This window comes from Streptosporangium sp. NPDC049078, from assembly GCF_040648855.1.
Classification (GTDB): domain Bacteria; phylum Actinomycetota; class Actinomycetes; order Streptosporangiales; family Streptosporangiaceae; genus Streptosporangium.
The window spans coordinates 1-23332 of sequence record NZ_JBEZEL010000031.1 but is presented as its reverse complement, the minus strand read 5'-3'; the positions used below and the strand labels follow the sequence as shown (position 1 = coordinate 23332).

18 protein-coding genes are annotated in these 23332 nt (G+C 69.0%); 9 read left to right on the top strand and 9 right to left on the bottom strand.

Annotated elements, in window-relative coordinates:
• The first annotated feature begins 147 nt into the window (after nucleotides 1-147).
• Nucleotides 148-1029 carry a hypothetical protein gene (locus AB0B90_RS37400; protein WP_350949756.1) on the top strand — a complete coding sequence of 294 codons (882 nt, stop codon included), beginning with the start codon at nucleotides 148-150 and terminating at the stop codon, nucleotides 1027-1029.
• A gap of 143 nt (nucleotides 1030-1172) precedes the next feature.
• Nucleotides 1173-2135 (top strand): zinc-binding dehydrogenase, encoded by a 963-nt coding sequence (locus AB0B90_RS37395; protein WP_362926616.1) that lies wholly within the window; start codon nucleotides 1173-1175, stop codon nucleotides 2133-2135.
• A 220-nt stretch (nucleotides 2136-2355) separates the two neighbouring features.
• On the opposite strand, the gene AB0B90_RS37390 is transcribed toward AB0B90_RS37395, so the two are convergent.
• The 8 genes from AB0B90_RS37390 to AB0B90_RS37355 form a co-directional block, all read right to left on the bottom strand.
• The gene (locus AB0B90_RS37390) at nucleotides 2356-3045 is read right to left on the bottom strand and encodes a helix-turn-helix transcriptional regulator (RefSeq protein ID WP_362907180.1); all 690 of its coding nucleotides are present in this window, start codon (nucleotides 3043-3045) and stop codon (nucleotides 2356-2358) included.
• Nucleotides 3042-3839: a DUF4097 family beta strand repeat-containing protein gene (locus AB0B90_RS37385; RefSeq protein WP_350949753.1), complete on the bottom strand. Its 798-nt coding sequence runs from the start codon at nucleotides 3837-3839 to the stop codon at nucleotides 3042-3044. Before AB0B90_RS37385 ends, AB0B90_RS37390 begins: the two co-directional genes overlap by 4 nt.
• A gap of 70 nt (nucleotides 3840-3909) precedes the next feature.
• A complete protein-coding gene (locus tag AB0B90_RS37380) occupies nucleotides 3910-4086 on the bottom strand; it encodes a DUF6104 family protein (protein WP_329094229.1) in 177 nt (58 codons plus the stop codon).
• 141 nt (nucleotides 4087-4227) lie between these two features.
• Nucleotides 4228-7959 (bottom strand): multifunctional oxoglutarate decarboxylase/oxoglutarate dehydrogenase thiamine pyrophosphate-binding subunit/dihydrolipoyllysine-residue succinyltransferase subunit, encoded by a 3732-nt coding sequence (locus tag AB0B90_RS37375; RefSeq protein ID WP_350949752.1) that lies wholly within the window; start codon nucleotides 7957-7959, stop codon nucleotides 4228-4230.
• Nucleotides 7960-8152: 193 nt separating this feature from the next.
• Entirely contained in the window at nucleotides 8153-8818 is a 666-nt protein-coding gene (locus tag AB0B90_RS37370) for a phenylalanine--tRNA ligase beta subunit-related protein (RefSeq protein WP_350949751.1), read from the bottom strand.
• 71 nt (nucleotides 8819-8889) lie between these two features.
• Nucleotides 8890-9147 carry a helix-turn-helix domain-containing protein gene (locus tag AB0B90_RS37365; RefSeq protein WP_362926614.1) on the bottom strand — a complete coding sequence of 86 codons (258 nt, stop codon included), beginning with the start codon at nucleotides 9145-9147 and terminating at the stop codon, nucleotides 8890-8892.
• Between the two features lie 157 nt (nucleotides 9148-9304).
• On the bottom strand, nucleotides 9305-11791 hold the full coding sequence (locus AB0B90_RS37360; protein WP_350949801.1) for a glycoside hydrolase family 9 protein: 2487 nt from the start codon (nucleotides 11789-11791) through the stop codon (nucleotides 9305-9307).
• A gap of 261 nt (nucleotides 11792-12052) precedes the next feature.
• Nucleotides 12053-12943 carry a glutathione S-transferase C-terminal domain-containing protein gene (locus tag AB0B90_RS37355; protein WP_362926612.1) on the bottom strand — a complete coding sequence of 297 codons (891 nt, stop codon included), beginning with the start codon at nucleotides 12941-12943 and terminating at the stop codon, nucleotides 12053-12055.
• Nucleotides 12944-13240: 297 nt separating this feature from the next.
• On the opposite strand from AB0B90_RS37355, the gene AB0B90_RS37350 reads away from it, so the two are divergent.
• From AB0B90_RS37350 to AB0B90_RS37340, 3 genes are all read left to right on the top strand, one after another.
• Nucleotides 13241-14029, top strand: a complete 789-nt coding sequence (locus AB0B90_RS37350; protein WP_350949748.1) for an ABC transporter ATP-binding protein — start codon at nucleotides 13241-13243, stop codon at nucleotides 14027-14029.
• Nucleotides 14026-14547 (top strand): NADPH-dependent FMN reductase, encoded by a 522-nt coding sequence (locus AB0B90_RS37345; RefSeq protein ID WP_362926609.1) that lies wholly within the window; start codon nucleotides 14026-14028, stop codon nucleotides 14545-14547. Before AB0B90_RS37350 ends, AB0B90_RS37345 begins: the two co-directional genes overlap by 4 nt.
• 119 nt (nucleotides 14548-14666) lie before the next feature.
• Nucleotides 14667-15173, top strand: coding sequence for a flavin reductase family protein (locus tag AB0B90_RS37340; RefSeq protein ID WP_350949746.1), 507 nt, complete (start codon nucleotides 14667-14669; stop codon nucleotides 15171-15173).
• Nucleotides 15174-15393: 220 nt separating this feature from the next.
• Here the strand turns inward: AB0B90_RS37340 and AB0B90_RS37335 are convergent, their stop codons facing one another.
• Entirely contained in the window at nucleotides 15394-16452 is a 1059-nt protein-coding gene (locus AB0B90_RS37335; RefSeq protein ID WP_362926607.1) for a dihydrodipicolinate reductase, read from the bottom strand.
• A 354-nt stretch (nucleotides 16453-16806) separates the two neighbouring features.
• On the opposite strand from AB0B90_RS37335, the gene AB0B90_RS37330 reads away from it, so the two are divergent.
• From AB0B90_RS37330 to AB0B90_RS37315, 4 genes are all read left to right on the top strand, one after another.
• Nucleotides 16807-17703, top strand: coding sequence for an SDR family oxidoreductase (locus AB0B90_RS37330; RefSeq protein WP_350949744.1), 897 nt, complete (start codon nucleotides 16807-16809; stop codon nucleotides 17701-17703).
• Nucleotides 17704-18146: 443 nt separating this feature from the next.
• Nucleotides 18147-21674 carry a ThuA domain-containing protein gene (locus tag AB0B90_RS37325; RefSeq protein WP_350949743.1) on the top strand — a complete coding sequence of 1176 codons (3528 nt, stop codon included), beginning with the start codon at nucleotides 18147-18149 and terminating at the stop codon, nucleotides 21672-21674.
• Nucleotides 21675-21804: 130 nt separating this feature from the next.
• Complete coding sequence (locus AB0B90_RS37320) at nucleotides 21805-22989, top strand: ROK family protein (RefSeq protein ID WP_350949742.1); 1185 nt, start codon at nucleotides 21805-21807, stop codon at nucleotides 22987-22989.
• A 14-nt stretch (nucleotides 22990-23003) separates the two neighbouring features.
• On the top strand, nucleotides 23004-23332 hold a 329-nt coding region (locus AB0B90_RS37315; RefSeq protein WP_362926604.1), incomplete at its 3' end, for an ATP-binding cassette domain-containing protein.

Genomic DNA, 23332 nt, shown 5'->3' with positions numbered 1-23332 from the left:
CATTTTCCAGAAGACGGTACCGGGTTGTCGCGGGGTTCACCGTGGGCATCGAATCTGATTCGTGACGGTACTGACACGGGTGCCGAGACCGCCGAGCCCCGAAGATGGGGCCGAGAACCGTACCTTCCGCAGGAGGCGGCCGAAGACGTGGCCGGTGGGCAGCACGACATCATCGAGGCGAGGTCCCAGGGGGGACCGTGGCGCTGGATCGCCGGCGCGGCGCTGGTCGCACTCGTGGCGTGGAACCTGCTGACGGGCCGGGAGCCGGACGTGGTTCCGCCGCCCCCGCCGCAGCCGGTGCCCACCCGGGCGGGCGTCGTCGCGGAGCAGGTCCCGAACGTGCTTCACCCGCGGTTTCGCCAGGAGGGCGGCAGGGAGATCATCGACGTGGTCTTCCCCGACGGCTCGGCGGCGGAGGTGAGCTATCCGGCGGAGGTGGGACTCGCCAAGCTGGGGGTGCGGCCCGCGATGTCGGGCCGGCTCGACGGCGACCCCGGTCCTTACCGGCAACTGAACGTGCCGTCGGGAGGCCCGGCGGGGGTCTCCCAGGGACGGCCGATGATCCGGCAACTGGTCAAGGGGGTCACGCTCTGGCCTCCCATGAGCGCGGCCGAGGGGGAGGTGCTGCTGTTCGCGTTCGACCCGTGGTTCGTGGCGCTACGCGACCTCAAGAACGGCATGCCCTTCGAGCAGCGGATGCTCTGGGCGCGCAACCTGCGCGGCAGGGTGACCAAGGGCGGCTACCTCGTGCTCGACGCCAGGCCCCCGCTGCGGCTGGCCGCGCGGGGAGAGACCCTGCGCGGTGAGCCGCTGGGGCCGCAGCTGTGGTTCGGCGGGGCCAGGGAGACGCTGCTGGTGCTGGCTCCGATCCCCGGCTGCGACGTCGCGTCGATCGAACTCTCCGTCGTCGAGCGGCGGCGCCGCTTCTCCGCCGAGAGCTGCCAGGACGACGTGTACGTCGCGGCCTCGGGGGAGCAAGGACACGTCGAGCGGACGATGGCGGGCATAACCGTCAGGCGGACGACGTAAGGGGGGCCGATCGCACGGGCCGCGTTCGCGGTGGCCGTCGCGGGCGTGCGGGGACGGGCTCGCGGATCGCGTGTCGTCGTGTGACCGGCGCGGGGGACACCCCGTTCGCGGTGGACCCGACGCGGACGGCGTAGGGTGCGGCCATGTTCGCTGTAACCGCCACGCGGATCGATCCCGACAATCCTCTCGACGGCCTCACGCTCGGTGAGCGCCCGGAACCCAAGGTTCCCGACGGGTGGGCCACCGTCACGGTGAGAGCCGCCTCGCTCAACCATCACGACCTGTTCAGTCTGCGGGGGGTGGGGCTTCGCGAGGAGCAACTCCCGATGGTGCTCGGCGCCGACGCCGCCGGGCTGGACGAGGACGGCAACGAGGTCATCGTGCACTCGGTGATCGGCAGCGGGGCCGACGAGACACTCGACCCGAAACGCTCCCTGCTCTCGGAGAAATACGACGGCACCTTCGCCGAGCGGGTCACCGTGCCCCGGCGCAACCTCGTGCCCAAGCCCGCCGGGCTCAGCTTCGAGGAGGCCGCCTGCCTGCCGACCGCCTGGCTGACCGCCTTCCGCATGCTGTTCGACAAGGCGGGCCTTGAGCCGGGCTCGACCGTGCTGGTCCAGGGCGCGGGCGGCGGAGTGGCCACCGCGCTGATTCTGCTGGGCCGGGCCGGGGGATACCGGGTCTGGGTGACCAGCCGTTCGGAGAGCAAGCGGGCGCGGGCTCTGGAGTTGGGCGCCGACCAGGCGTTCGAGAGCGGTGCCCGGCTGCCCGAGCGGGTCGACGCGGTGATGGAGACCGTCGGCCAGGCCACCTGGGGGCACTCGCTGAAGGCGTTGCGTCCCGGCGGCCGGATCGTGGTCTCCGGCGCGACCAGCGGCGCGGCCCCGCCGGCCGACCTGAACCGCGTCTTCTTCCTGCAGCTTTCCGTGATCGGCTCCACCATGGGCACCCGCGACCAGCTGGGCAGGCTGGCCCGCTTTCTGGAGCAGACCGGCACTCGCCCGCTGATCGACCGCGTCCTGCCGATGACCGAGGCGCGCGAGGGCTTCGCGGCGATGTACGAGGGCGAACTCTTCGGAAAGGTCGTCTTCACCCTGCCGGGATGAGCCCGGCCGATCCCGTGGGTCGTCCGGGCGGCGCACGGGTCGCCCGGCCCCGTGGGGCGACCAGTGGAACCCTGGGCGCGGCCTGTCCCCTGGCCAGCCGGGCCACGGGCCGGCGGGTCAGGCGGCCGGAGGCTCACCGGCTCCGGGGCCGCCATCTCACGGAGACCGTCGGGCGCGGTACGTCACGACCGGCGGGTGCCGTACGGGGCACCGCCGCAGATCATCGGAGCGTTTCGCGGATGCGGCGGGCCGCGTCGTACAGGGCGTCCTGGGCGGTCGCGAGGGTCTCCTCGCTGACCTGCGCGGACGCCGCGTCCCTGCGGACCTCCTCGACGAACTCGGCGAGCATCTGCCCGAGCCGGGCGTCTCCCGCGCGTGACCCCTCGCCGGTGAAGCCGTCGGCCCAGACGCGCTTCCACTCGTCCTTCCACGCGTCGGTCTGGCGCTGCCACTCCTGTTTCTGGCGCTGCCATTCCGTCTTCTGCTCGCGCCAGACCCTGCGCGAGTCCTGCTCGGAGCCCTGGCGGACGTCGCGCGCCATCTGGGTGAGCTCCTCGCGCAGCGACTTGACCGTGTCGCGCACGTCCTCCTTCACCTCGCGGGCGATGTCGCGGACGGAGTCGGAGATCTCCTGCTCCAGGTCGGCGAGCTCGTCGAGCCGCCCGTTGAGCTCGGCGCGGCCCCGGTCGCTGATGGTGAAGACCTTCTTGCCGTCCACGACCTCGTGGGTGACGAGGCCCTCCTCCTCCAGACGGGCGAGGCGCGGGTAGATCGTGCCGGGGGAGGGTGAGTAGACGCCGAGGAAGCGGTCCTGGAGGAGCCGGATCACCTCGTAGCCGTGACGCGGGCTCTCCTCCAGCAGCTTCAGGAGGTAGAGCCGGAGCCTTCCGTGGCCGAAGACCGGGCTCATGCCTGTGATCCCTTCAGGAGGGTGACGTCGGCGGAGACGGTGTTGGCCGTGAGCGAGGCCATGCCGCCGCCGATCCGGCCGCCCAGTGTCTTCGCGCCGGGCTGGACGGAGTGGTCGAGCTCGGTGAAGCCGGTGTCGAGTCTGCCCGAGGTGGAACGGAGCTTGACGTCGGTCTCGACCGTGTACGGGAGCCGGAGCACGATGTCGCCGGAGACGCTGTTCATCGTGACGTGGCCGGTCGGCGGGAGCTCCAGATCGGCGGTGATTTTGCCGGAGATGGTGGTGACGCTCAGCCGCCGGGGTGTGCCCTGGGCGACGGTCAGCTCGCCGGAGACGCTCTTGAACGAGAGGTCTCCGACCAGGCCGCGGCTCTCCACGGCGCCGGAGACGGTGTCGGCGTTGATCTCGCCGCTCACCCCGTCGAGCACGATCTCGCCGGAGACGCTTTTGACCGAGGTGCGGTCCTCGAACCCGGCGACGACCGCGGACGCGGAGACCACGCCCACGTTGACCGGGCAGTTCTTCGGCACGGTCAGGGTCAGCGTGGCCCTGCGGCGCCCGGGGCGAAGCCAGCCCAGCAGACCGTCCCAGGTGAGGTCCTTGTAGGTGACGGTGAGCGTGCCGTCGTCGTCGTGGGTGACGAGCAACGGCGGGCTGTCGACCTCGGTGACCTCAAGTGTGGGAGGGCCGTCGCTGGCCAGCACCGCCAGCTTTCCCGCCACGATCCGCACGTTGAGTTTTCTCACGGAGTCGAAGGTGAGCTGCTCTGGTTTCTCGATCGTCCACTGCCGCATGTGCGTGACCTCCTTCTGGTGAACACGATATGTCGCGTCCACCGGAAGGTCAAGATATATCGTGTTTTTGTCAGTCGTCCTCGTCGTCCAGCCGCGCCAGCCAGGTGGCGAGCCGTTCCACCGGCGTCTCGAAGTCGGGGTTCAGATCCACGAACTCGCGCAGGCGCTCGGCGAGCCACACCACGGTGACCTCCTCCTCGCCCCGGCGCGCGACCAGCTCCTCGATGCCCCGATCGGTGAAATACATCACGTTCTCCTTCAGTGACGCTGATGACGCCGTGGTCATCGTCGCGATCTCGCGGTGACGCCCGCGACAACGGGGAAGTCCCCCGCAAGGGCTCCTGCGGGGGACTTCCGTGGTGACGCCTGTCTTGGACCTGCCGGTCGCCTAGCCGAAGATCTCGCCGAGCATCTGCTGCAGCTCGACCTCGTGGGTGGAGTGCGAGCCGGTCGCCGGGGAGGAGTTGGCCTTGCGGGAGACCCGCTTGATCGAACGCCCGCCGAAGACACCCGGATTCTCGGCCATCTTCAGCCCCAGGAACGGCCACGGACCCATGTTGAGCGGCTCGTCCTGCGCCCACACCAGCTCGATGTCGGCGGAGTAGCGGCTCAGCTCGGCCTCCAGCGGGTCGCCGGGGAACGGGTAGAGCCGCTCAAGGCGGACGATCGCCACGTCGTTGCGGCCCTGCTTGTCGCGGGCCGCCGCGAGGTCGTAGTAGAGCTTGCCGGAGACCAGCACGACCTTGCGCACCTCGGCCGGGGGAGCCGTGGTGTCGCCGAGCACCGGCCGGAACGACCCCGAGGTGAAGTCGCTCACCGCCGAGATCGCCGCCTTGTGCCGCAGCAGCGACTTGGGCGTGAACACCACCAGCGGGCGGTGCCGGTTCGACAGCGTCTGCCAGCGCAGCAGGTGGAAGTAGTTGGCCGGGAGCGTGGGCTGGGCCACGGTCATGTTGTCCTGGGCGCACATCTGCAGGAAGCGCTCGATGCGGGCCGAGGAGTGGTCGGGGCCCTGACCCTCGTAGCCGTGCGGCAGCAGCAGGACGACGCCGGAGCGCTGGCCCCACTTCTGCTCACCCGAGGTGATGTACTCGTCGATGATCGACTGGGCGCCGTTGACGAAGTCGCCGAACTGCGCCTCCCAGGCGACCAGCGCCTCGGGCCGCTCCACGCTGTAGCCGTACTCGAAGCCGAGCGCGGCGTACTCGCTCAGCAGGGAGTCGTAGACGTAGAACTTCGTGGTGCCCTGGTTGAACGTCTTGAGCGGGGTGTGCTCCTCGCCCGTGACACGGTCGACCAGCACGGCGTGCCGCTGGGTGAACGTGCCGCGCCGCGAGTCCTGGCCGACGAGGCGGACCGGGTGGCCGTCGATCAGCAGCGAGCCGAAGGCGAGGGTCTCGCCCATGCCCCAGTCGATGCGGTCCTCGGCGACCATCTGCCCGCGACGCTGCAGCACCGGCAGCAGGCGCGGGTGGACGGTGAAGCCCTCGGGCATGTTGAGCTGGGTCTCCACGATCCGCTTGACGACCTCTTCGGAGACGGCCGTCTTGACGTCCTCGTGCGACCAGGGGACGGTCTCCATGTCGACCGGACGGGAGAACTCGCCCGTCGGGTCCTTGGCCGCCGCGCGGGTCTCGGCGAAGGCGTTCTCCAGCTTGGCCTGGTAGTCGCGGAGCGCGCCCTCGGCCTCCTCCACCGTGATGTCGCCCCGGCCGATCAGCGCCTCGGTGTAGAGCTTGCGGGTGGAGCGCTTGGCGTCGATCAGGTCGTACATCAGTGGCTGGGTGAAGCCCGGGTTGTCGGACTCGTTGTGGCCGCGGCGCCGGTAGCAGATGAGGTCGATCACCACGTCCTTGCGGAACGCCTGGCGGTACTCGAACGCGAGCCTGCCGACCCTGACCACGGCCTCGGGGTCGTCGCCGTTGACGTGGAAGATCGGGGCCTGGATCATCCGGGCCACGTCGGTGGCGTACACGCTGGAACGCGAGCTGGCCGGGCTGGTGGTGAAGCCGACCTGGTTGTTGACCACGATGTGCACGGTGCCGCCGGTGCGGTAGCCCCGCAGCTGCGACAGGTTGAGCGTCTCGGCCACCACGCCCTGGCCCGCGAAGGCCGCGTCGCCGTGGACGAGCACCGGCAGGACGGTGAAGCCCTCCTCGCCGCGCTCCAGGAGGTCCTGCTTGGCGCGGACCACGCCCTCCAGGACCGGGTCGACCGTCTCCAGGTGGGAGGGGTTGGCCACGACCGAGGTCTTGAGCTTGGAGCCGTCGGGCGAGACGAAGTCGCCGCCGGCGCCCAGGTGGTACTTCACGTCACCGGAGCCGTGGGCGCTGCGCGGGTCGATGTTGCCCTCGAACTCGCCGAAGATCTGCCCGTACGACTTGCCGACGATGTTGGCGAGCACGTTGAGGCGCCCGCGGTGGGCCATGCCGATCACGGCCTCGTCGAGCCGCTCCTCGGCCGCGGAGCTCAGCACCGAGTCGAGCAGCGGGATCAGCGACTCGCCGCCCTCCAGCGAGAAGCGCTTCTGCCCGACGAACTTCGTCTGCAGGAACGTCTCGAACGCCTCGGCGGTGTTCAGCCGCTCCAGGACGCGCAGCTGCTCGGTGCGGTCGGGCTTGGCGTGCGGGCGCTCGATGCGGGCCTGGATCCAGGCACGCTCCTCGGGGTTCTGCATGTGCATGTACTCGACGCCGATGGTGCGGCAGTAGGAGTCACGCAGCACGCCGAGGATCTCGCGCAGCTTCATCAGGGGCCGGCCGCCGAAGCCGCCGGTGGCGAACTCGCGCTCCAGGTCCCACAGGGTCAGGCCGTGCGACTTGATGTCGAGGTCGGGGTGCTTGCGCTGCTTGTACTCCAGCGGGTCGGTGTCGGCCATGAGGTGGCCGCGGACCCGGAAGGCGTGGATGAGCTCGATGACCCGGGCCGACTTCGCCACGTCGTCGTCGTGGGTGGTGGAGATGTCCTGCACCCAGCGGATCGGCTCGTACGGGATCCGGAGGGCTTCGAAGATCTCGTCGTAGAAGCCGTCCTCGCCGAGCAGCAGCCGGTGGACCTGCCGCAGGAAGTCGCCCGACTGGGCGCCCTGGATGATGCGGTGGTCGTACGTGCTGGTGATCGTCATGACCTTGCTCACCGCGAGGCGGGAGAGCGTGTCGGGGGAGGCCCCCTGGTACTCGGCGGGGTATTCCATCGCGCCGACGCCGATGATCGTGCCCTGCCCCGGCATCAGGCGCGGCACCGAGTGCACGGTGCCGATGGTGCCCGGGTTGGTCAGCGAGATCGTCGTGCCACTGAAGTCGTCGACCCCCAGCTTGCCCGCCCTCGCCTTGCGCACGACCTCTTCGTAGGCGACCCAGAACTGGCGGAAGTCCATCCCCTCGGTCGCCTTGATCGACGGCACCAGGAGCTGGCGGGTGCCGTCGCTCTTGGCGACGTCGATGGCGAGGCCCAGGTTGACGTGCTCGGGCTTGACCAGCACCGGCTTGCCGTCGACCTCGGAGTAGGAGTGGTTCATCTCCGGCAGGACCTTGAGGGCCTTGATCACCGCGTAGCCGATGATGTGCGTGAACGACACCTTGCCGCCGCGGCCGCGGGACAGGTGGTTGTTGATCACAATCCGGTTGTCGATGAGGAGCTTCGCCGGGACCGCGCGCACGCTGGTCGCCGTCGGGACAACGAGACTGGCCTCCATGTTGGCCGCGGTCCTCGCGGCGGCGCCGCGCAGTCGGACTTCCTCGGCACCGGCGGGGGCGGGCAACTGCGTCTCCTGCTTGGGTCGGGCGGCCGGGGCGGGCTTGGCCGCCGCCGGTGCCGGGGTCGTCGCCGCGGGGGCCGGGGTGGCCCGAGCCGCGGCCGGAGGGGCCGAGGGCGCAGCTGGTGTCGGTGGAGCGGACGCGGCGGCGGCCGCCCCCTGGGATGCGGCTGCATCGCCGGACCCCGAACGGGGCGCGGCGGCACGGCCGGACCCCGAATCAGGGCTGTAGTCGGCAAAGAAGTTCCACCAGGCCCGGTCGACCGACTCGGGGTCCTGGAGGTACTTCTGGTACAGCTCGTCGACAAGCCATTCGTTCTGACCAAAGGCTGCCAGCGGGTTTGTCCGCGACGACTCAGACGACACGGCGGAAATCGCCCTCTTCCGCAGATCGGCGTTGATGATAGAGAACCTGTCCAAGGCTACTCGCCTTGGCTCGGACCTGCGCCAGTCTGACGACAGCTTCCTTGCCGATCCTCTCAGTACGGGTTAAAACGGTCACTCACCGGGTAACCGTTTACTCGCTGAGCCGCTGGTCAGCCCGGTACGGCGGGCATGATCAGCTCGGCCAGATCAGCCGGGACTCCACCCGTATCCCCGGAGTGACATCTTCGAGAAGCCCGGCCAGCTCGTCCCCGGCCGCGCGAAGCTCCTCCGCCGACAGGGGCGCGAGCCGCTCCAGCAGGAACAGCGCGTCCGTCGTCTCCTCGGTGATCCGGGTGCGGACGCACTGCCGCCAGTTCCAGCGGCGGCAGGTGACGCCCCTGTCGTCGCGCCAGACGACCTCGCCGGCCTCCGGACGGTCGATCGCGGGCTCGCCCTTCTCGACGACCTCGAACGGCTCGTCGCCGCTCGCGCGCACCAGCCTCGCCGTTCCCTCGTAGCGGGCGAGGTCCTCCCCGCCGATCGGCAGGCCGTGCCTGACGCTGATCGCGTTGTAGGCGTCGACCACCTTGTTGATCTCCGGCGGCGGCATCCGCCTGACCAGGGCGTCCACCGACGGCCTGGTCCGCTGCGGCTTCGCCCCGAACCCCCGGTAGGCCTCCCGCCACGACTCGATCCTCGGGTCGTCGGTCGCCACGGCCTTCTCCGCCGCCTCCGCCAGCCAGGCCCGCGACCTGTCGTCGGTGGGCCCGTTGCGCAGCCCGTACACCCCCATCACCAGCACCCCGAAGTCGGGCCTGAGCGCGCTGACGGCGGGATCCACCCGGATGTCCTCGATCACGGCCCCAGTTTAGGGCGCCCCCGCCACCTTGAAGTGGCGTCAGGCGGCCGCGTGGGGGGTGAAGGTGACGTTCAACTCGGCGTCCAGTGCTCTCGCGAGGCGCCGGAGCAGCGCCAAAGTCGGGGTGCCCCCCCTGTTTCCAGACGGGCCACCTGCGGTTGGGTCATTCCGGCCCGCTCGGCCAGTTCGGCCTGGGAAAGGCCGAGCTCCGTCCGGCGGTTGTAGACCTGCTGACCCAGAAGCAACGCCTCACGGGCCTCCTGGTAGACGTCGGCTCGGCGCTCGGCGCCCGTCCGCTCCCACGTGTTGTGAGCTGTGTTGTGAGCCATGCCCCACTCAGTCCTGCTCGATCTCGATGACATATAGCCTCACGGTCCGTGAGGCTATATGTCATCGACCATATGATCCGTGATACCTCAACATTGATAAGCGCAGGTCACGGGCTTGAGCTTCTGATTGTGGACGTATGGGCTCACATCACCTGGGTCACGTGCAGAGGTTGCCGTTGAGGAGGAAGCGGTCCGGTCGGGGGTTGGGGCCGGGGGCGTCGGCGCCGAGGAAGCCGAAGGTGATCGATCCGCCGGGCTTGATGGTCTTGTTCCAGGCGAGGTTCTTCGCGGTCACGGTCGAGCCGTCCTGGGTGATCGCGGTGCTCCAGTGCTGCCGTACGCTCTGGCCGCCCAGGAAGGACCAGCTGAGGGTCCAGCCGTCGATCGTCTCGGTCCCGTTGTTGGTGAGGGTGACCTGGGTGTTGAACCCGTCGGGCCACTGGCCGTGGTTGGTGTAGGTGACCTTGCACGTACCGGGGGCGGCGGCGGGGGTCTCGAGGTAGGAGGCGATCCAGGCGAGCGGGGAGTTCCAGTTGATCGTCAGCTCGTTGGTGGACCACGACTCGATGTCGTCGATGTAGCAGAACTGGGGCTTGCAGCCCTGCAGCTTGGCCTGGGCGACCGGGTCCTGGATGGAGGAGTTCGGGCCTCCGGCCAGGGTGCCGCGCGGCGGGTTGGGCAGGGACGGGTCGAGCTGGTGGGCGTACCAGCGGCTGTGCTGGTTCTTGGAGGCGACCTCGCCGTAGCCGGTCACGTACGACTGGTTGAGCGCGTTGCGGCCGAAGATGTAGTCCAGCCCCTCAAGCACCCCCTCGTGGTACTTCGCCTCGCCGCTCAGGTCGTGGGCGACGGCCATCACGACCATGTTGTTGATCACCTGGTGGCTGGAACCCCAGTCGTACTCCGCCGGGTTGTAGGGAACGCCGTACGGGTGGGCCTTCTGGACGGCGAGATACTTGTCCGCGCCTTCCAGGATCGACTCGCGCACCCGCGCCCGGTCGGGGAGCGCGTTGGGCACGGTCGCCAGCTGCAGGCGGCCGAGCTGGGCGGTGTTGCCCCAGTCGAAGCCCCGGTCACGCCAGATGTCGCCGGTGTGGTGCGGCGAGGCGAGCACGTAGTCCTTGAACTCCTTCTCGCCGGTGGCGATGTAGAGCTCGGCGGCGGCCCAGTAGAACTCGTCGGTCACGTTGTCGTCGTTGTAGGCGCCGCCGCCTATCCCGTCGGCGGGGTCCGCGTACCGGGTGGGGTTCGCCTTCGCCGCCGCCCACGCCTTCCTCGCCGCGGCGAGGTTGCGCGCGGCGAACGCGGCGTCGTAGGGGGCGAAGAGACGGGCGGCCTGGGCCGCCGTGGCGGCCAGGTTGAGGGTGGCGGCCGTGGAGACCGGGTGCAGCTCGCGCGGCTGGGGGTCCAGGTGGGGCATGAGGGGCAGGCCGGTCCACGCGGCGTCGTGGATCTTGTGGTGGGCCATTCCCGCGTACGGCTTCCCGTCGGGGACCTGCATGCTGAGCAGGAACTCCTGCTCCCAGCGGGCCTCGTCGAGGATGTCGGGCACCCCGTTGCCGCTCTCGGGGATGTCGAGGTCGCCGTCCTTGTGGACGCCGTCGGTCTTGGCGCGCTCGAAGGCGGACATCAGCTGGTGGACGGAGACGCCGCCGTTGACGACGTACTTGCCGTGGTCACCCGCGTCGTACCAGCCGCCCTTGACGTTCAGCGTGTAGTCGCAGACGCCCGGCTGGCAGGGCACCTCGATGTCACCCTTGTTGGGGGCGACCCCGATGTGCCCGGCGGGCCTTCCGTAGCCGGGGCGGAGCTCGTCGAGGATCGGGATGCCGCTGCGCTGGGTGTAGTAGAACTTCAGCGCGTCGGTCCTGAGGTCGCTGTAGACGTCCGCGCCGATGTCGAAGGGCCGGCTGGTCTCGCCGTCTGCCTCCAGGGTGTAGCCGGTGCCGGGCGTGGTGACCGTGCCGAAGTCGATCGAGTGCACGTTCTGGCCCGAGCTCTCGTCGACACCGCGCGGGAGGGTGTCACCCTCGGCGACGGTCTCCCCGCCGCGCTTGAGCTTCCAGCCGGTCGATTCCGTCTTCTCGGTGACGAGGGTGGCGTTCTTCGGCCCGGAGGGCAGGTAGCCGACCATGTTCACCCGGACGCGGGGTCCGGTGTCCGGCTCGTAGACCTCGGGCTCGGCACCGCCCTTCAGTGAGACGTTGTCCACGCAGAACCTCCAGGGGGTGGCGCTGCCCCCGATTTGGAACGCCACCTGCCCGTTCGGCAGGTCCACGGGCGAGGTGAAGGTGTAGCGGTAGTCGTTACCGGACACGCTCAGCTCGGGATTGGCCGCCAGGTACTGCGTGTAGGGGTCCACCGGCAGCTGGACGAGGGCCTTGACCACCCGGCCGGGCGTCGCGATCCCGAAGAAGGAGAACTCGTACGTCTCGTCCTTGACCAGGGGGATGTCGTTCTGGCCGACGATGACGTCCCACGGGTTGACGGTGTTGCCGGGGACGTCGGCGCACAGGCGGCCGTCTTCGACCTCCAGCGTGGTGTTGCCGGTGCTCCACCAGGGGGCGGTGCCGCTGTCGAAGGTGCCGTTGACGATCTGTTCTGGGCCGTCGGCCACTGCGGGCAGGGGGGTCAGGGTCATCATGGTCACGGCCGTGGCGAGGGCGAGCCAGGCGGGAGGTCTGCGCACGGAGGATCCTTTGGGCGGGGGGAGGTTCCAGGTTGTGGGAGCACGGGTCCGAGGATCCCGGTCGGAGAGATCCAAGTGGGAGCGCTCCCACAACCTGGGTGCCCGATGTTTCCAGCGCGTTTCGCCGATCGTCAACCGTTACCCCTCCCGACCCGCCCGCCGACCCGGGGAATGACCGATTTGTCGGATGAAACTTTCACGTCACCGGGCATTCCCTCAGGGAGCGGTCCAGTCGATCTCCGGCCCCCGTGGCACGATCCCGCTGGGGTTGACGTTCGTCTGGGTCACGAAGTAGTGCCGCTTGATCTGATCGAAGTCGGTCGTGTCGCGGAACGCGGGGATGGCGTACAGCTCGCGGGCGTAGGCCCACAGGACCGGATAGTCGCTCAGCCGCCGAACCGAGCACTTGAAGTGCGAGTTGTAGACGGCGTCGAACCTGGCGAGCGTCGGGTAGAGCCGCACGTCGCTTTCGGTGAGCGCGTCGCCGTGCAGGCGGCGGCGGGTGGACAGCCGCTCCTCAAGCAGGTCGAGCGTGGCGAACACATCGGTGACCGCCTCGTCGTACGCCTCCTGCGAGCGGGCGAACCCGGCGCGGTAGACGCCGTTGTTGAGCCCCTGGAAGATCACCTCGTTGAGCGCGTCGATCTCCTCGCGCAGCTCCCGCGGGTAGAGGTCGGGCGTACCCTCGGCGTGCCAGGGCGCGAAGGCCGTCTCCAGGGTGAGGGTGATCTGCGGGTAGTCGTTGGTGACCATGCGCCCGGCGGTGATGTCCCAGACGCAGGGCACCGTGTAGCGGCCCTCGTAGCCGGGGTCGGTCGCCAGATAGAGCTCGGAGAGGTACTCCACCCCGGTCACCGGGTCGCCCCCGGGGATCCGCCAGCCCTTCTCGTCCCTGATCGGGTCGACGATCGTCACCCCGACCACCTCCCGCAGGCCCAGTAGCTCGCGGACGATGAGCGAGCGGTGCGCCCAGGGGCAGGCGTAGGAGGCGTAGATCTGGTAGCGGCCCGGCTCGGGCGGGTGCTCGCCGCCCTCCTCGATCCGCGCCGTGAACCGGTTCGGCTGCCTCTCGAAGCGGCCGCCGGAGATCTCCTTTTCCAGTTTCATCCTTCGACGGTACGTGACCTTCGGGGGGCGTGATCCGGCCGGTCGTACGTTCCTCGCGAGGTATTTCATGTACAACCAGTAGGAAATATTGACTTGCCGCCGGGTGGTGCGTAGTTTCTCTGTTATGGGCGTCTATCTGACTCGGTGCACGCACGTCGATCTCTGCCGCGTGTTCAGCGCGCAGTGTCCGTGATCACGAATCGACCCGCAGTCTCCTCCCATATCTCACAGGACGCATATCGTGCTCAAGATCGGACATGTTCCCGCCCTCGGCGGCACCCGTCTCGGGGGTGCCCGATGAAGCTCAGAATCCAGGGGGTCGGCAAGGAGTTCGCCGGCCGTGACACCCGGCGTTCCTTCGCCGCCCTCGCCGGCGTCGACCTCGACGTACGGGAGGGGGAACTGCTCACCCTCGTCGGGCCGAGCGGCTGCGGTAAGTCCACCCTCCTCGACCTGATCGCGGGGCTCGCCGCCCCGACCGCCGGCCGGATCCTGCTGGACGGGATCCCCCTCGAAGGGCCCGGCCTCGACCGGGGGGTCGTCCTGCGGCAGTACGCGCTGTTCCCCTGGCGCACCGCGCTGTCCAACATCGAGTTCGCGCTGGAGGGCAGGGCCGCCACGAGGCGGGAGCGCGCCGACCTGGCCAGGGAGTATCTGGACCTGGTGGGGCTGGGCGGGCTCGGCGACCGCTACCCCCACGAGCTCGCCCACGGCATGCCCCAGCGTGTCGCCATCGCCAGGAGCCTCGCGACGGATCCGGCCCTGCTGCTGCTCGACGAGCCGTTCGCCGCGCTGGACGCCGGGACCCGGGAGTCGCTCCAGGAGGAGCTGCTGCGAATCTGGCAGAAGACCGGCACGACGCTCCTGTTCGCCACCCGGAGCCTCGACGAGGCCGTCTGTCTCGGCCGGCGGGTCGCGGTGATGACCGCCAGGCCCGGCCGGATCCGGGGGGTCGTCGAGGTGGATCTCGGCGCCCGCGAAGGTGACCCGAGGGGTGGTTCCCGCTTCGGCGAGCACCGCCACGAGGTGTGGAGACTTCTCCGTTCCGACATCGACCATGACCAGAAAGCACCGGTGGCCTCATGAGCATCGTGACCGTGGTGGGAAACCCCCGACCGGGATCGCGCACCCTCGCGGTGGCCGTACGGGCGGCGGAGGCCGTCGCCCCGCGGATCGGGGACGGGGAGGCTCCGGAGGTCGTCGACCTCGCGGTCCTCGCCCCGCTGCTGTTCGCCCCCGAGACGGCGCCGGAGGTGAAGGCCGCACTGGAGCTGGTCGCCGGGGCCGACGTGCTGGTGGTGGCGAGCCCGACCTACAAGGCCACCTACACCGGCCTGCTCAAGGTCTTTCTCGACCGGCTGCCGGGCGGCGCGCTCGCCTCCGCCGTCGCACTTCCGCTCCTGGTGATGGGTGACGCCAAACACTCGCTCGCGGTGGAGGTCCACCTCCGGCCGCTGCTGGTGGAGCTCGGTGCGACCGTTCCCACACCGGGCCTCGCGGTGCTGGAGTCGCGGATTCCCGACCTCGACGCCGTCCTCGGGCCGTGGGCCGACCGGGTCGGCCCGCAGGTGGCCGCGGCGTTCGGGGAAAGGGTCCGTACGTGACACCGGGAAGAGATGACGGACGTAATGGGTTTTGAAAGGTGTCCTTTGTTCCTCGGAGGGGGAAAAGTGACCAAGTGGAGCATCTTGGTGGTACCCCACATCGTCATGAGCGAGGTTTCATGACCGAGACACTGTCGGGCCGCGCGGTCGACGCGGAGAGCTTCCGGCGGGCGCTCGCCGTCCACGCGGCGGGGGTCGTCGTCGTCACCGCGCAGGTGAACGGCGTACCGGTCGGGCTCACCGCCACCTCGTTCTCGTCCGTGAGCCTCACACCCCCGCTGGTCTCCTTCTACGTGGACCGATCCTCCACGACCTGGCCCCGGCTCAGGCAGGCCGATCACTTCGCGGTGAACGTCCTGGCCAGCGACCAGGCCGAGGTCGCCTCACGTTTCGCCAGGAAGGGCGTCGACCGCTTCGCCGCTCCCACCTCCTGGACCCCCGGGCACCTGGGCACCCCACTGCTGGGCGGTGTCTCGGCCCACCTGGTCTGCGCCCCCCACTCCACCGTCGACATCGGCGACCACGTTCTCGTCGTCGGGCTCGTCATCGAGACCGGCCTCGAACCCGGCGGGCGCCCGCTCCTGTATCACCAGGGCCGTTTCGGGCGTTTCATCCCGCACCCCTGATTTTTTGGGAATTCTCCGGCCGGGCTCGCGGGAACGTCTCACGGGTCTGGCCGGAGAGGGCGGTGAGACAGGGGAACCGGGAACGGCAGAACGGGAAAAACGCGGTGCGGAGCCGGTGATCAGCAGGTCGACGCATCCATAAATCCGCTTATATCCGCTTATTCGGTAAAGGCGCTAAGTGTCGCTCTGGGGACGCCTCGGAGGGGGCCGAGGAGGATCCTCAGGCGAGGCGGACGGTGCCCCGGCCGGTGGCGAGGGGGAGATCCAGCGCGGTGTGGATGCCCGGCGGGGCGGCGCAGAGGGCGGCGACGGAGTTGACGGCGTGGGCGGCGGCGCCGGCCAGGCCGTGGGAGATCTCGTCGACCGTGAGCATCAGCTGGGGAACGCCCTCGATGTGGACGCTGAAGCCGGGGTCGGCCCAGCGTCGCACCCGGGTGGCGTCGGCCTTGTAGACGCACTCCACGGTCATGAAGGGACGGCCGCGGACCAGCCCGCTGAACATCCAGCGGGACGCGCACACGGTGCCCGCCCTGACCGGTCCCGCGGCGATCTCGAACTCCTCCGCGGCGAGCTCGAACTCGTCGCTCTCCTCGACCTCGTCGAGGGCCACGCCGAGGTTGTCGGCCACGAACTGGACACTCTCGGCGAACAGCGAGCGCTGGAAGGCGCGGAAGGGGCGCACCGCGGCGACGTAGTCCTTGGCCGAACGGGTGAAGCCGAACAGATCCACCACGATCTGCCGGGACGGGTGGCCCCGGAAGTCGGACGACTCCCGGACGTAGATGTGGTCGACGCGGCTGGACAGGCCGGTCAGCGTGAGCGGCAGCACGTCGCTCATGAAGCCCGGGTTGACGCCGGTGCCGTGCAGGGACGATCCCCCCGTGCGGCAGGCGGCCTCCAGCCGCTCCACCACTCCGGGGCCGTAGCACTTGGGATACACGAACCCGGTGGTGGTGATGACGTTCTTGCCGGTGGCGAGCAGCGCGCAGATGGTCTCCACGTCGCTCGGATGCTCCCCGCCGAAGTAGGACGCCGGCAGGGGCATGTGCAGCACGCAGTCGGCCTTCGCGGCGAGGATCTCCTCGACGTCGTCGGTGCAGACGACACCGGCCTCGGGGAGCCCCACGAGGGTGCCCGCGTCCTGTCCCACCTTGTCCGGGTCGTAGACCAGAACCCCGGCGAGTTCGAATTCCGGCCGGGTGATCAGGCTGCGCAGGGAGTATCTGCCGACGGCGCCCGTGGCCCACTGGACCACGCGCAGGGGCGGCGATAAGGACATACAGGGCCTCCAGCCCAAAATATTGGGCGGGGCCTTACTGGGAAAAAGTGAGGGGTGTCGTCGTTGACCCTCGCCCGTGTGAGGCAAAAACTTTAGCAGAAATTAACACGGGTGCTTACTATGCGCAATGATCTCCGGCATTCTCGGTTACCGCCGCGCGCCTTTCTCGGTAATGGTCCCCGCGACGGTGCCGAGGGGGTCGCCGACGGCTCGCCCCGGTTTCGCGAGCGGTGTCCGGGAAGGTTTCGCGGACTCCGTCGTGAGGTGACCTCCCGGGGGTACCCATGGCATCGCGAGGGTCGGGCGGGCTATTGTTCAGACGACTAGAATTATGTTCTCGTGGGAGGATTGCGGATGTCAGAGCTGCGGTTTGACGGCAGGGTCGCGGTCATCACCGGCGCGGGGCACGGACTCGGCCGCTCGCACGCGCTGTCGCTCGCCGAGCGCGGCGCGAAGGTGGTCGTCAACGACCTGGGCGGGGCGCTGGACGGCACCGGCGCCTCCGAGGGCCCGGCCGCCGAGGTGGTCGAGCTGATCAGGAAGGCCGGCGGGGAGGCGACCGCCAGCACCGACAACGTCGCGACCCCCGAGGGGGCCCAGGCGATCGTGCGGACCGCGATCGACACCTACGGGCGGCTGGACATCGTCGTCAACAACGCGGGCATCCTGCGGGACAGGTCCTTCGGCAAGATGAGCGTCGAGGAGTTCGACCAGGTCCTCGCCGTCCACGTCCGGGGCTCCTTCCTGGTCAGCCGGGCGGCCTTCCCGCACCTCAAGGAGCGGGGATACGGCCGCATCGTCAACACCAGCTCGCCGGCCGGGCTGTTCGGAAACTTCGGCCAGGCCAACTACTCCACCGCGAAGATGGGGCTGGTCGGCCTCACCAAGACACTCGGCATCGAGGGTGCCAGGGCCGGGATCAAGGCCAACGCGATCGCGCCGATCGCCTGGACCCGGATGACCGAGGAGCTCCTGCCCGCGGAGTTCGAGGCCAAGTTCACCGCGGAGCGGGTCAGCGCGCTGGTGACCTTCCTGGCGCACGAGGCCTGCGAGACCAGCGGCGAGGTCTTCAGCGTCGGTGGCGGCCGGATCGCGCGGGTGTTCGTGGCCGAGGGGCCCGGCTGGCGGCAGGACGACCACACCGTGGAGGACATCCGGGACAACTGGCAGGCGATCCTCGCCGAGCAGCCGTACCTCACCCCGACGACGCTCGGCGAGCAGGCGACCGCCTCGATGAAGGCGATGCTCTGAGCGCCGCACGCTGACCGCCTGACCGGGGCGGCCGGGCGGGTACAGGGTGGCCGGCCGACGTTCGCCGAAGGGCGCTCTCCGCGGGAGGGCGCCCTTTTTGTTGTCCAGGACGTTTTCGGGGTGGTTTCGGGTTTGGTTTGGGATGACCAAAAAAGGGTCGGGCGATGCGGGATTCAAATGAGTCGTTCGATGGGGCCTGAAGGGACTGCCTGGACGGAGCCGCTTTCGCCGTACGGGGCGCGCCTTTCTGCCTTGACTGGACAATCTTTTGCTTGACTGTCGTCAGAACCCATCCTTACCATCCTGAAATGGAGAGGAAATAAGCCAGAAACCACCAGGCTTTTCGACTTTTTGCCGCTCTCTCCCGGCATCGTCGCGCCGTTCGGCCCGTCAGGGCCGCCCGGTTCGTTTCGCATGTCCTTCTTAACCCCCCAGGAGATTCCATGCGCCGCCAGCTCACCGCCTTAATGGTCCCCATCCTGCTCCTGTTATCCGTGGTCTCCGGGGTCTCGATGGCCTCGGCGAACGCGGGAGCCGCGAAGGCGGCCGCCTTCCGGGTGCTGCTGTTCACCGAGACCGCCGACTACGTGCACGCGTCGATCCCGTCCGGCGTCACGATGGTTCAGCAACTCGCCGCCGCCAACGACTTCGAGGTCGTCCAGTCCGCGAACTCGAGCGTGTTCAGCGACGCGGGCCTGGCGGGCTTCAACGCGATCATCATGTTGCAGAACTCCGGCATGGTCTGGGACAACGACGCCCAGCGTCAGGCCATGCAGAGGTACGTCAACAACGGCGGCGGGATCGTCGCGATCCACAACACCACGGACATGAACATCGAGGCGCAGTTCCCCTGGTGGGACCAGCTCATCATGGGTGGCGCGCACATGACCGCGCACTCCAACATCCTGCAGGGCACCGCGAAGGTCCTCGACAAGAAGCACCCCTCCACCGTGGGCCTGCCCGACCGCTGGACGCGTACCGAGGAGTGGTACAACTTCAGCAAGAACATGCGGGGCGACGTCCACGTCCTGGTCGCCGCCGACGAGAGCACCTACGACGCCGGCGGAAACAAGATGGGCCCCGACCACCCGATCTCCTGGTGCCGTAACGCCGAGGGCGGCCGCGTGTGGGCGACCGCGATGGGGCACGAGAGTGCCTCCTACAACGAGGCCAACTTCCGTCAGCACGTGCTCGGCGGTGTCAAGTGGGCGGCGGGCAACGCCGCGGGCGACTGCGGCGGCACCGTGTGGAACCGGTACCAGAAGGTGACGCTCGACAGCGCGCCCGACCAGCCGATGGGCCTGGACATCGCTCCCAACGGGGACGTCTACTACATCGCCCGTTCCGGCAAGCTCATGCTCATCCGCAAGAGCAACGGCCAGATCGTGACCGTCGGCACGCTGAGCGTCTACACCGGCGGTGAGGACGGGCTGATCGGCCTGGCACTGGACCCGAACTTCGCGACGAACCGCTGGGTCTACCTCAACTACTCGCCGACCGGTTCCGCGGCGATCAACCAGGTCTCCCGGTTCACCCTGAACGGCGACACCCTGGACATGTCCAGCGAGAAGAAGCTCCTCTCCATCCCCGCGACCAGGGTCGACGAGCCGGGGCACACCGGCGGGTATCTCACCTTCGGGCCGGGCGGGAACCTCTACATCGGCGTCGGCGACGACATCAACCCCTTCTCCTCCGACGGGTACGCGCCGATCGACGAGCGTTCCGGCCGCTCCAACTTCGACGCGCAGAAGACCAGCGCCAACACCAACGACCTGCGCGGCAAGATCCTGCGGATCCACCCGGAGAGCAACGGCACCTACACGATCCCCTCGGGCAACATGTTCGCGCCGGGCACCGCGCAGACCCGCCCGGAGATCTACGCGATGGGCTTCCGTAACCCGTTCAGGTTCTCGGTGGACTCCGAGACCGGCTGGATCTCGGCGGCCGACTACGGCCCCGACGCGGGGTCGGCCAACGCCAACCGCGGGCCCGAGGGCACCGTGGAGTGGAACCTGATCAAGTCGCCCGGCTTCTACGGCTGGCCGTACTGCGTGGGCAACAACATCCCGTTCAACGACTACAACTTCGCCACCTCCACCTCGGGGGCGAAGTTCAACTGCTCGGCGCCGGTGAACACCTCGCCCAACAACACGGGTATGACGAACCTGCCCGCGGTCAAGCCCGCCACCGTCTGGTACAACTACCACCTCGTGCCCGAGTGGCCGGAGATGGGCAACGGCGGCGGCGCGGCCCCGATGGGCGGGCCGTTCTACCACTACGACGCGGCGAACCCCTCGGAGACGAAGTTCCCCGCCTACTTCGACGACACCCCGTTCTTCTACGAGTGGAGCCGCAACTACCTGATGGAGATGCGGCTGGACGGCAGCGGCAACATGCTGAAGACCAACCGCTTCCTGTCCAACCTCGGGTTCAGGTCGCCGCTCGACATGAAGTTCGGCCCCGACGGCGCGATGTACCTCATCGAGTGGGGGGTCGGCTACGGCGGCACCAACCCCGACGACGGCGTCTACCGCATCGACTACATCAACGGCGGCTCTCGCGCCCCGGTCGCGAAGGCGAGCGGGACGCCCACCTCCGGCCAGGCGCCGCTCACCGTCCAGTTCTCCTCGGCGGGCTCGGCCGACCCGGACGGGGACGCGTTCACCTACGCGTGGGACTTCACCAGCGACGGTACGACCGACTCCACCGCGGCGAACCCCTCGTTCACCTACACCGCCAACGGCAACTACACCGCCAAGCTCACGATCACCGATCCGTCGGGCAAGAAGGGCTCGGCGACGGTGCCGATCACGGTCGGCAACACCGCGCCGGTGGTGAGGTTCGGCTCGCCGCCCGACGGCACGGCCATCAACTTCGGTGACTCGGTCCAGTACACGGTGACCGTCACCGACCCCGAGGACGGCACGATCGACTGTTCCAAGGTCACGGTGGTCACGGCACTCGGCCACGACACCCACAGCCACGACACCGGCCAGTTCACCGGCTGCTCGGGGACCGTGGTGACCACGAACTCGGGTCACGACGCGGACGCCAACACCTTCTACGTCCTCACCGCGACCTACACCGACAAGGGCGGCCTGTCCAGCACCGCGAACCTGATCCTGCAGCCCAGGCAGAAGCAGGCCGAGTACTTCACCGGCTCGTCCGGGGTGAGGATCGTCGACCAGGCCGGCGCGCAGAACGGCAAGCGTGTCGGTGACATCTCCAACAACGACTGGATCTCCTTCTCGCCGATGAGCGTCCAGGGGGTGGCGTCGGTGAGCTACCGGCTCTCCTCCGCCTCGGCCGGTGGCTCCATCGAGCTGCGCGCGGGTTCGCCCACGGGGCAGCTGCTCGCCACCACGTCCGTGCCGAACACCGGCGGCTGGAACAACTACCAGCAGACGGCCGCCACCTCGGTGACGGCGCTGACAGGCAGCCAGACGCTGTACCTGGTGTTCAAGCACCCGACGGCGAACCAGTTCGACCTCGACTCCTTCACCCTGAACGCGACGGGGGGGTCGACCGGAGAAGGACCCGTGGCAGGCGGCGTCTACCGGCTGACCGCCGTGCACAGCTCCAAGGCGGCCGATGTGGAGGGCCAGTCCACGGCCGACGGAGCCAGGGTGCTGCAGTGGACGGCCGGCAGCGGCACGAACCAGCAGTGGAGGTTCACCGCCGCGACGGGCGGCGCCTTCACCCTCACCGGTGTCCAGAGTGGCAAGTGCCTGGACGTGAACGGCGCCTCCACGGCGTCGGGAGCGACGATCATCCAGTGGACCTGCCACAATGCCGCCAACCAGCAGTGGAAGTTCGCCGCCGGGACCAACGGCGCCTGGAAGATCACCTCGGCCGCGAGCAACCTGTGTCTCGAGGTGCCCGGCGCCTCGACCGCGGACGGCACGCAACTCACCCAGGCCACCTGCGGAAGCGGTAACAACCAGCAGTGGAGGCTCACCCGGGTGAGCTGACGGGAGCGGTCAAGTTCGCCGACTTTTGCTGATAGCTGCAAAAGTCGGCGAACCGTTAGGTAAAAGTGATTCACAAATCCGTCTAAAGAGGGTTAGCTTCTGCACACCTGCTCGGAACAGGGAGGGTGTTGTGAAGCGGACCGTCGCTCGGCCGGAGAACGCGTACCAAGCCGCGCTTCTCCGGCTGTTGCGCGAGAGGGCGCGGTCGCGCGCCGAACTCGGCGACGTGACCGCCCTGTCGCGCTCCCGGCTCAACCTGGAACTCGACCGGCTCATCGAGCTGCGCCTGGCCGAGCAGGCGGGGCTCGCGGCCTCGCGCGGCGGGCGCAGGTCCGGCCTGGTACGGCTCTCCGGAGACCTTCGCTTCGCCGGTGTCGACATCGGCGCCACCTCGATCGACGTGGTCGTCACCGACGGCGAACTGGAGATCCTCGGCCACCTGAGCGAGCGGTGTGACGTGCGCGACGGCCCCGTGGCCGTGCTCGACCAGGCGATGGAGATGATCGCCAAGCTGGGTGAGCAGGGACTGTTCATCCAGCTGCACGGCGCGGGGGTCGGCCTTCCCGGGCCGGTCAGCTTCCGGGAAGGGGTCCCGGTCGCCCCCCCGATCATGCCCGGCTGGGACCGCTACCCCGTCAGGGAGGCGGTCGGCCAGGCTCTCGGCTGCCCCGCCGTGGTCGACAACGACGTCAACATCATGGCCCTCGGCGAACTCCACGCCGGGCTGGCCAGGCAGGTGGACGACTTCCTGCTCGTCAAGATCGGCACCGGCATCGGCTGCGGGATCGTGGTGGACGGCAAGATCTACCGGGGGGTCTCCGGCAGCGCGGGCGACATCGGCCACATCCGCGTCGACGACCAGGGACCCGTCTGCGCCTGCGGCAACGTCGGCTGCCTGGAGGCATACTTCGGCGGGACCGCCCTCGCCAGGGAGGCCACGGCCATCGCCGGACGCTCGGTCTATCTGGGCCGCCGTCTCGACGAGACGGGCACCCTCACCGCCGAGGACGTCGCCACGGCCGCCGAGATGGGCGACGCCCACGCGGTACGGCTCATCCGCGACGGCGGGCGCAGGGTCGGCACGGTGCTGGCCGGGCTCGTCAGCTTCTTCAACCCCGGCCTCGTGATCATCGCGGGAGGGGTGGCCCAGCTGGGCCACCTCCTCCTGGCGGAGATCAGGAGCGTCGTCTACCGGCGGTCGCTGCCCCTGGCGACCGGCAACCTGCCCATCGTGCTCTCCGAGCTGGGACCCGACGCCGGCGTGGTCGGCGCGGCCAGGCTCAGCAGCGACCACGTCTTCTCGGCCCCACGATGAACCAGCGAGGCCCCATGTCGGAAGTCACGCCCCTTCTCCTCATGCGAGGGATCGTCAAGCAGTTCCCCGGAGTGCGCGCCCTGGACGGCGTCGACCTGGAAGTGCTGCCCGGCGAGGTGCACTGTCTGCTCGGCCAGAACGGTGCCGGGAAGTCCACCCTGATCAAGACCCTGGCCGGTGCCCACCAGCCCGACGAGGGGACGATCACGCTGAACGGCGAGGAGGTGCGGCTGTCGAGCCCGACCGCCGCGATCAGGCTCGGGATCTCCACGATCTATCAGGAGCTCGACCTGGTGGACGGGCTGAGTGTGGCCGAGAACGTGTTCTTGGGGCATGAGCCGGC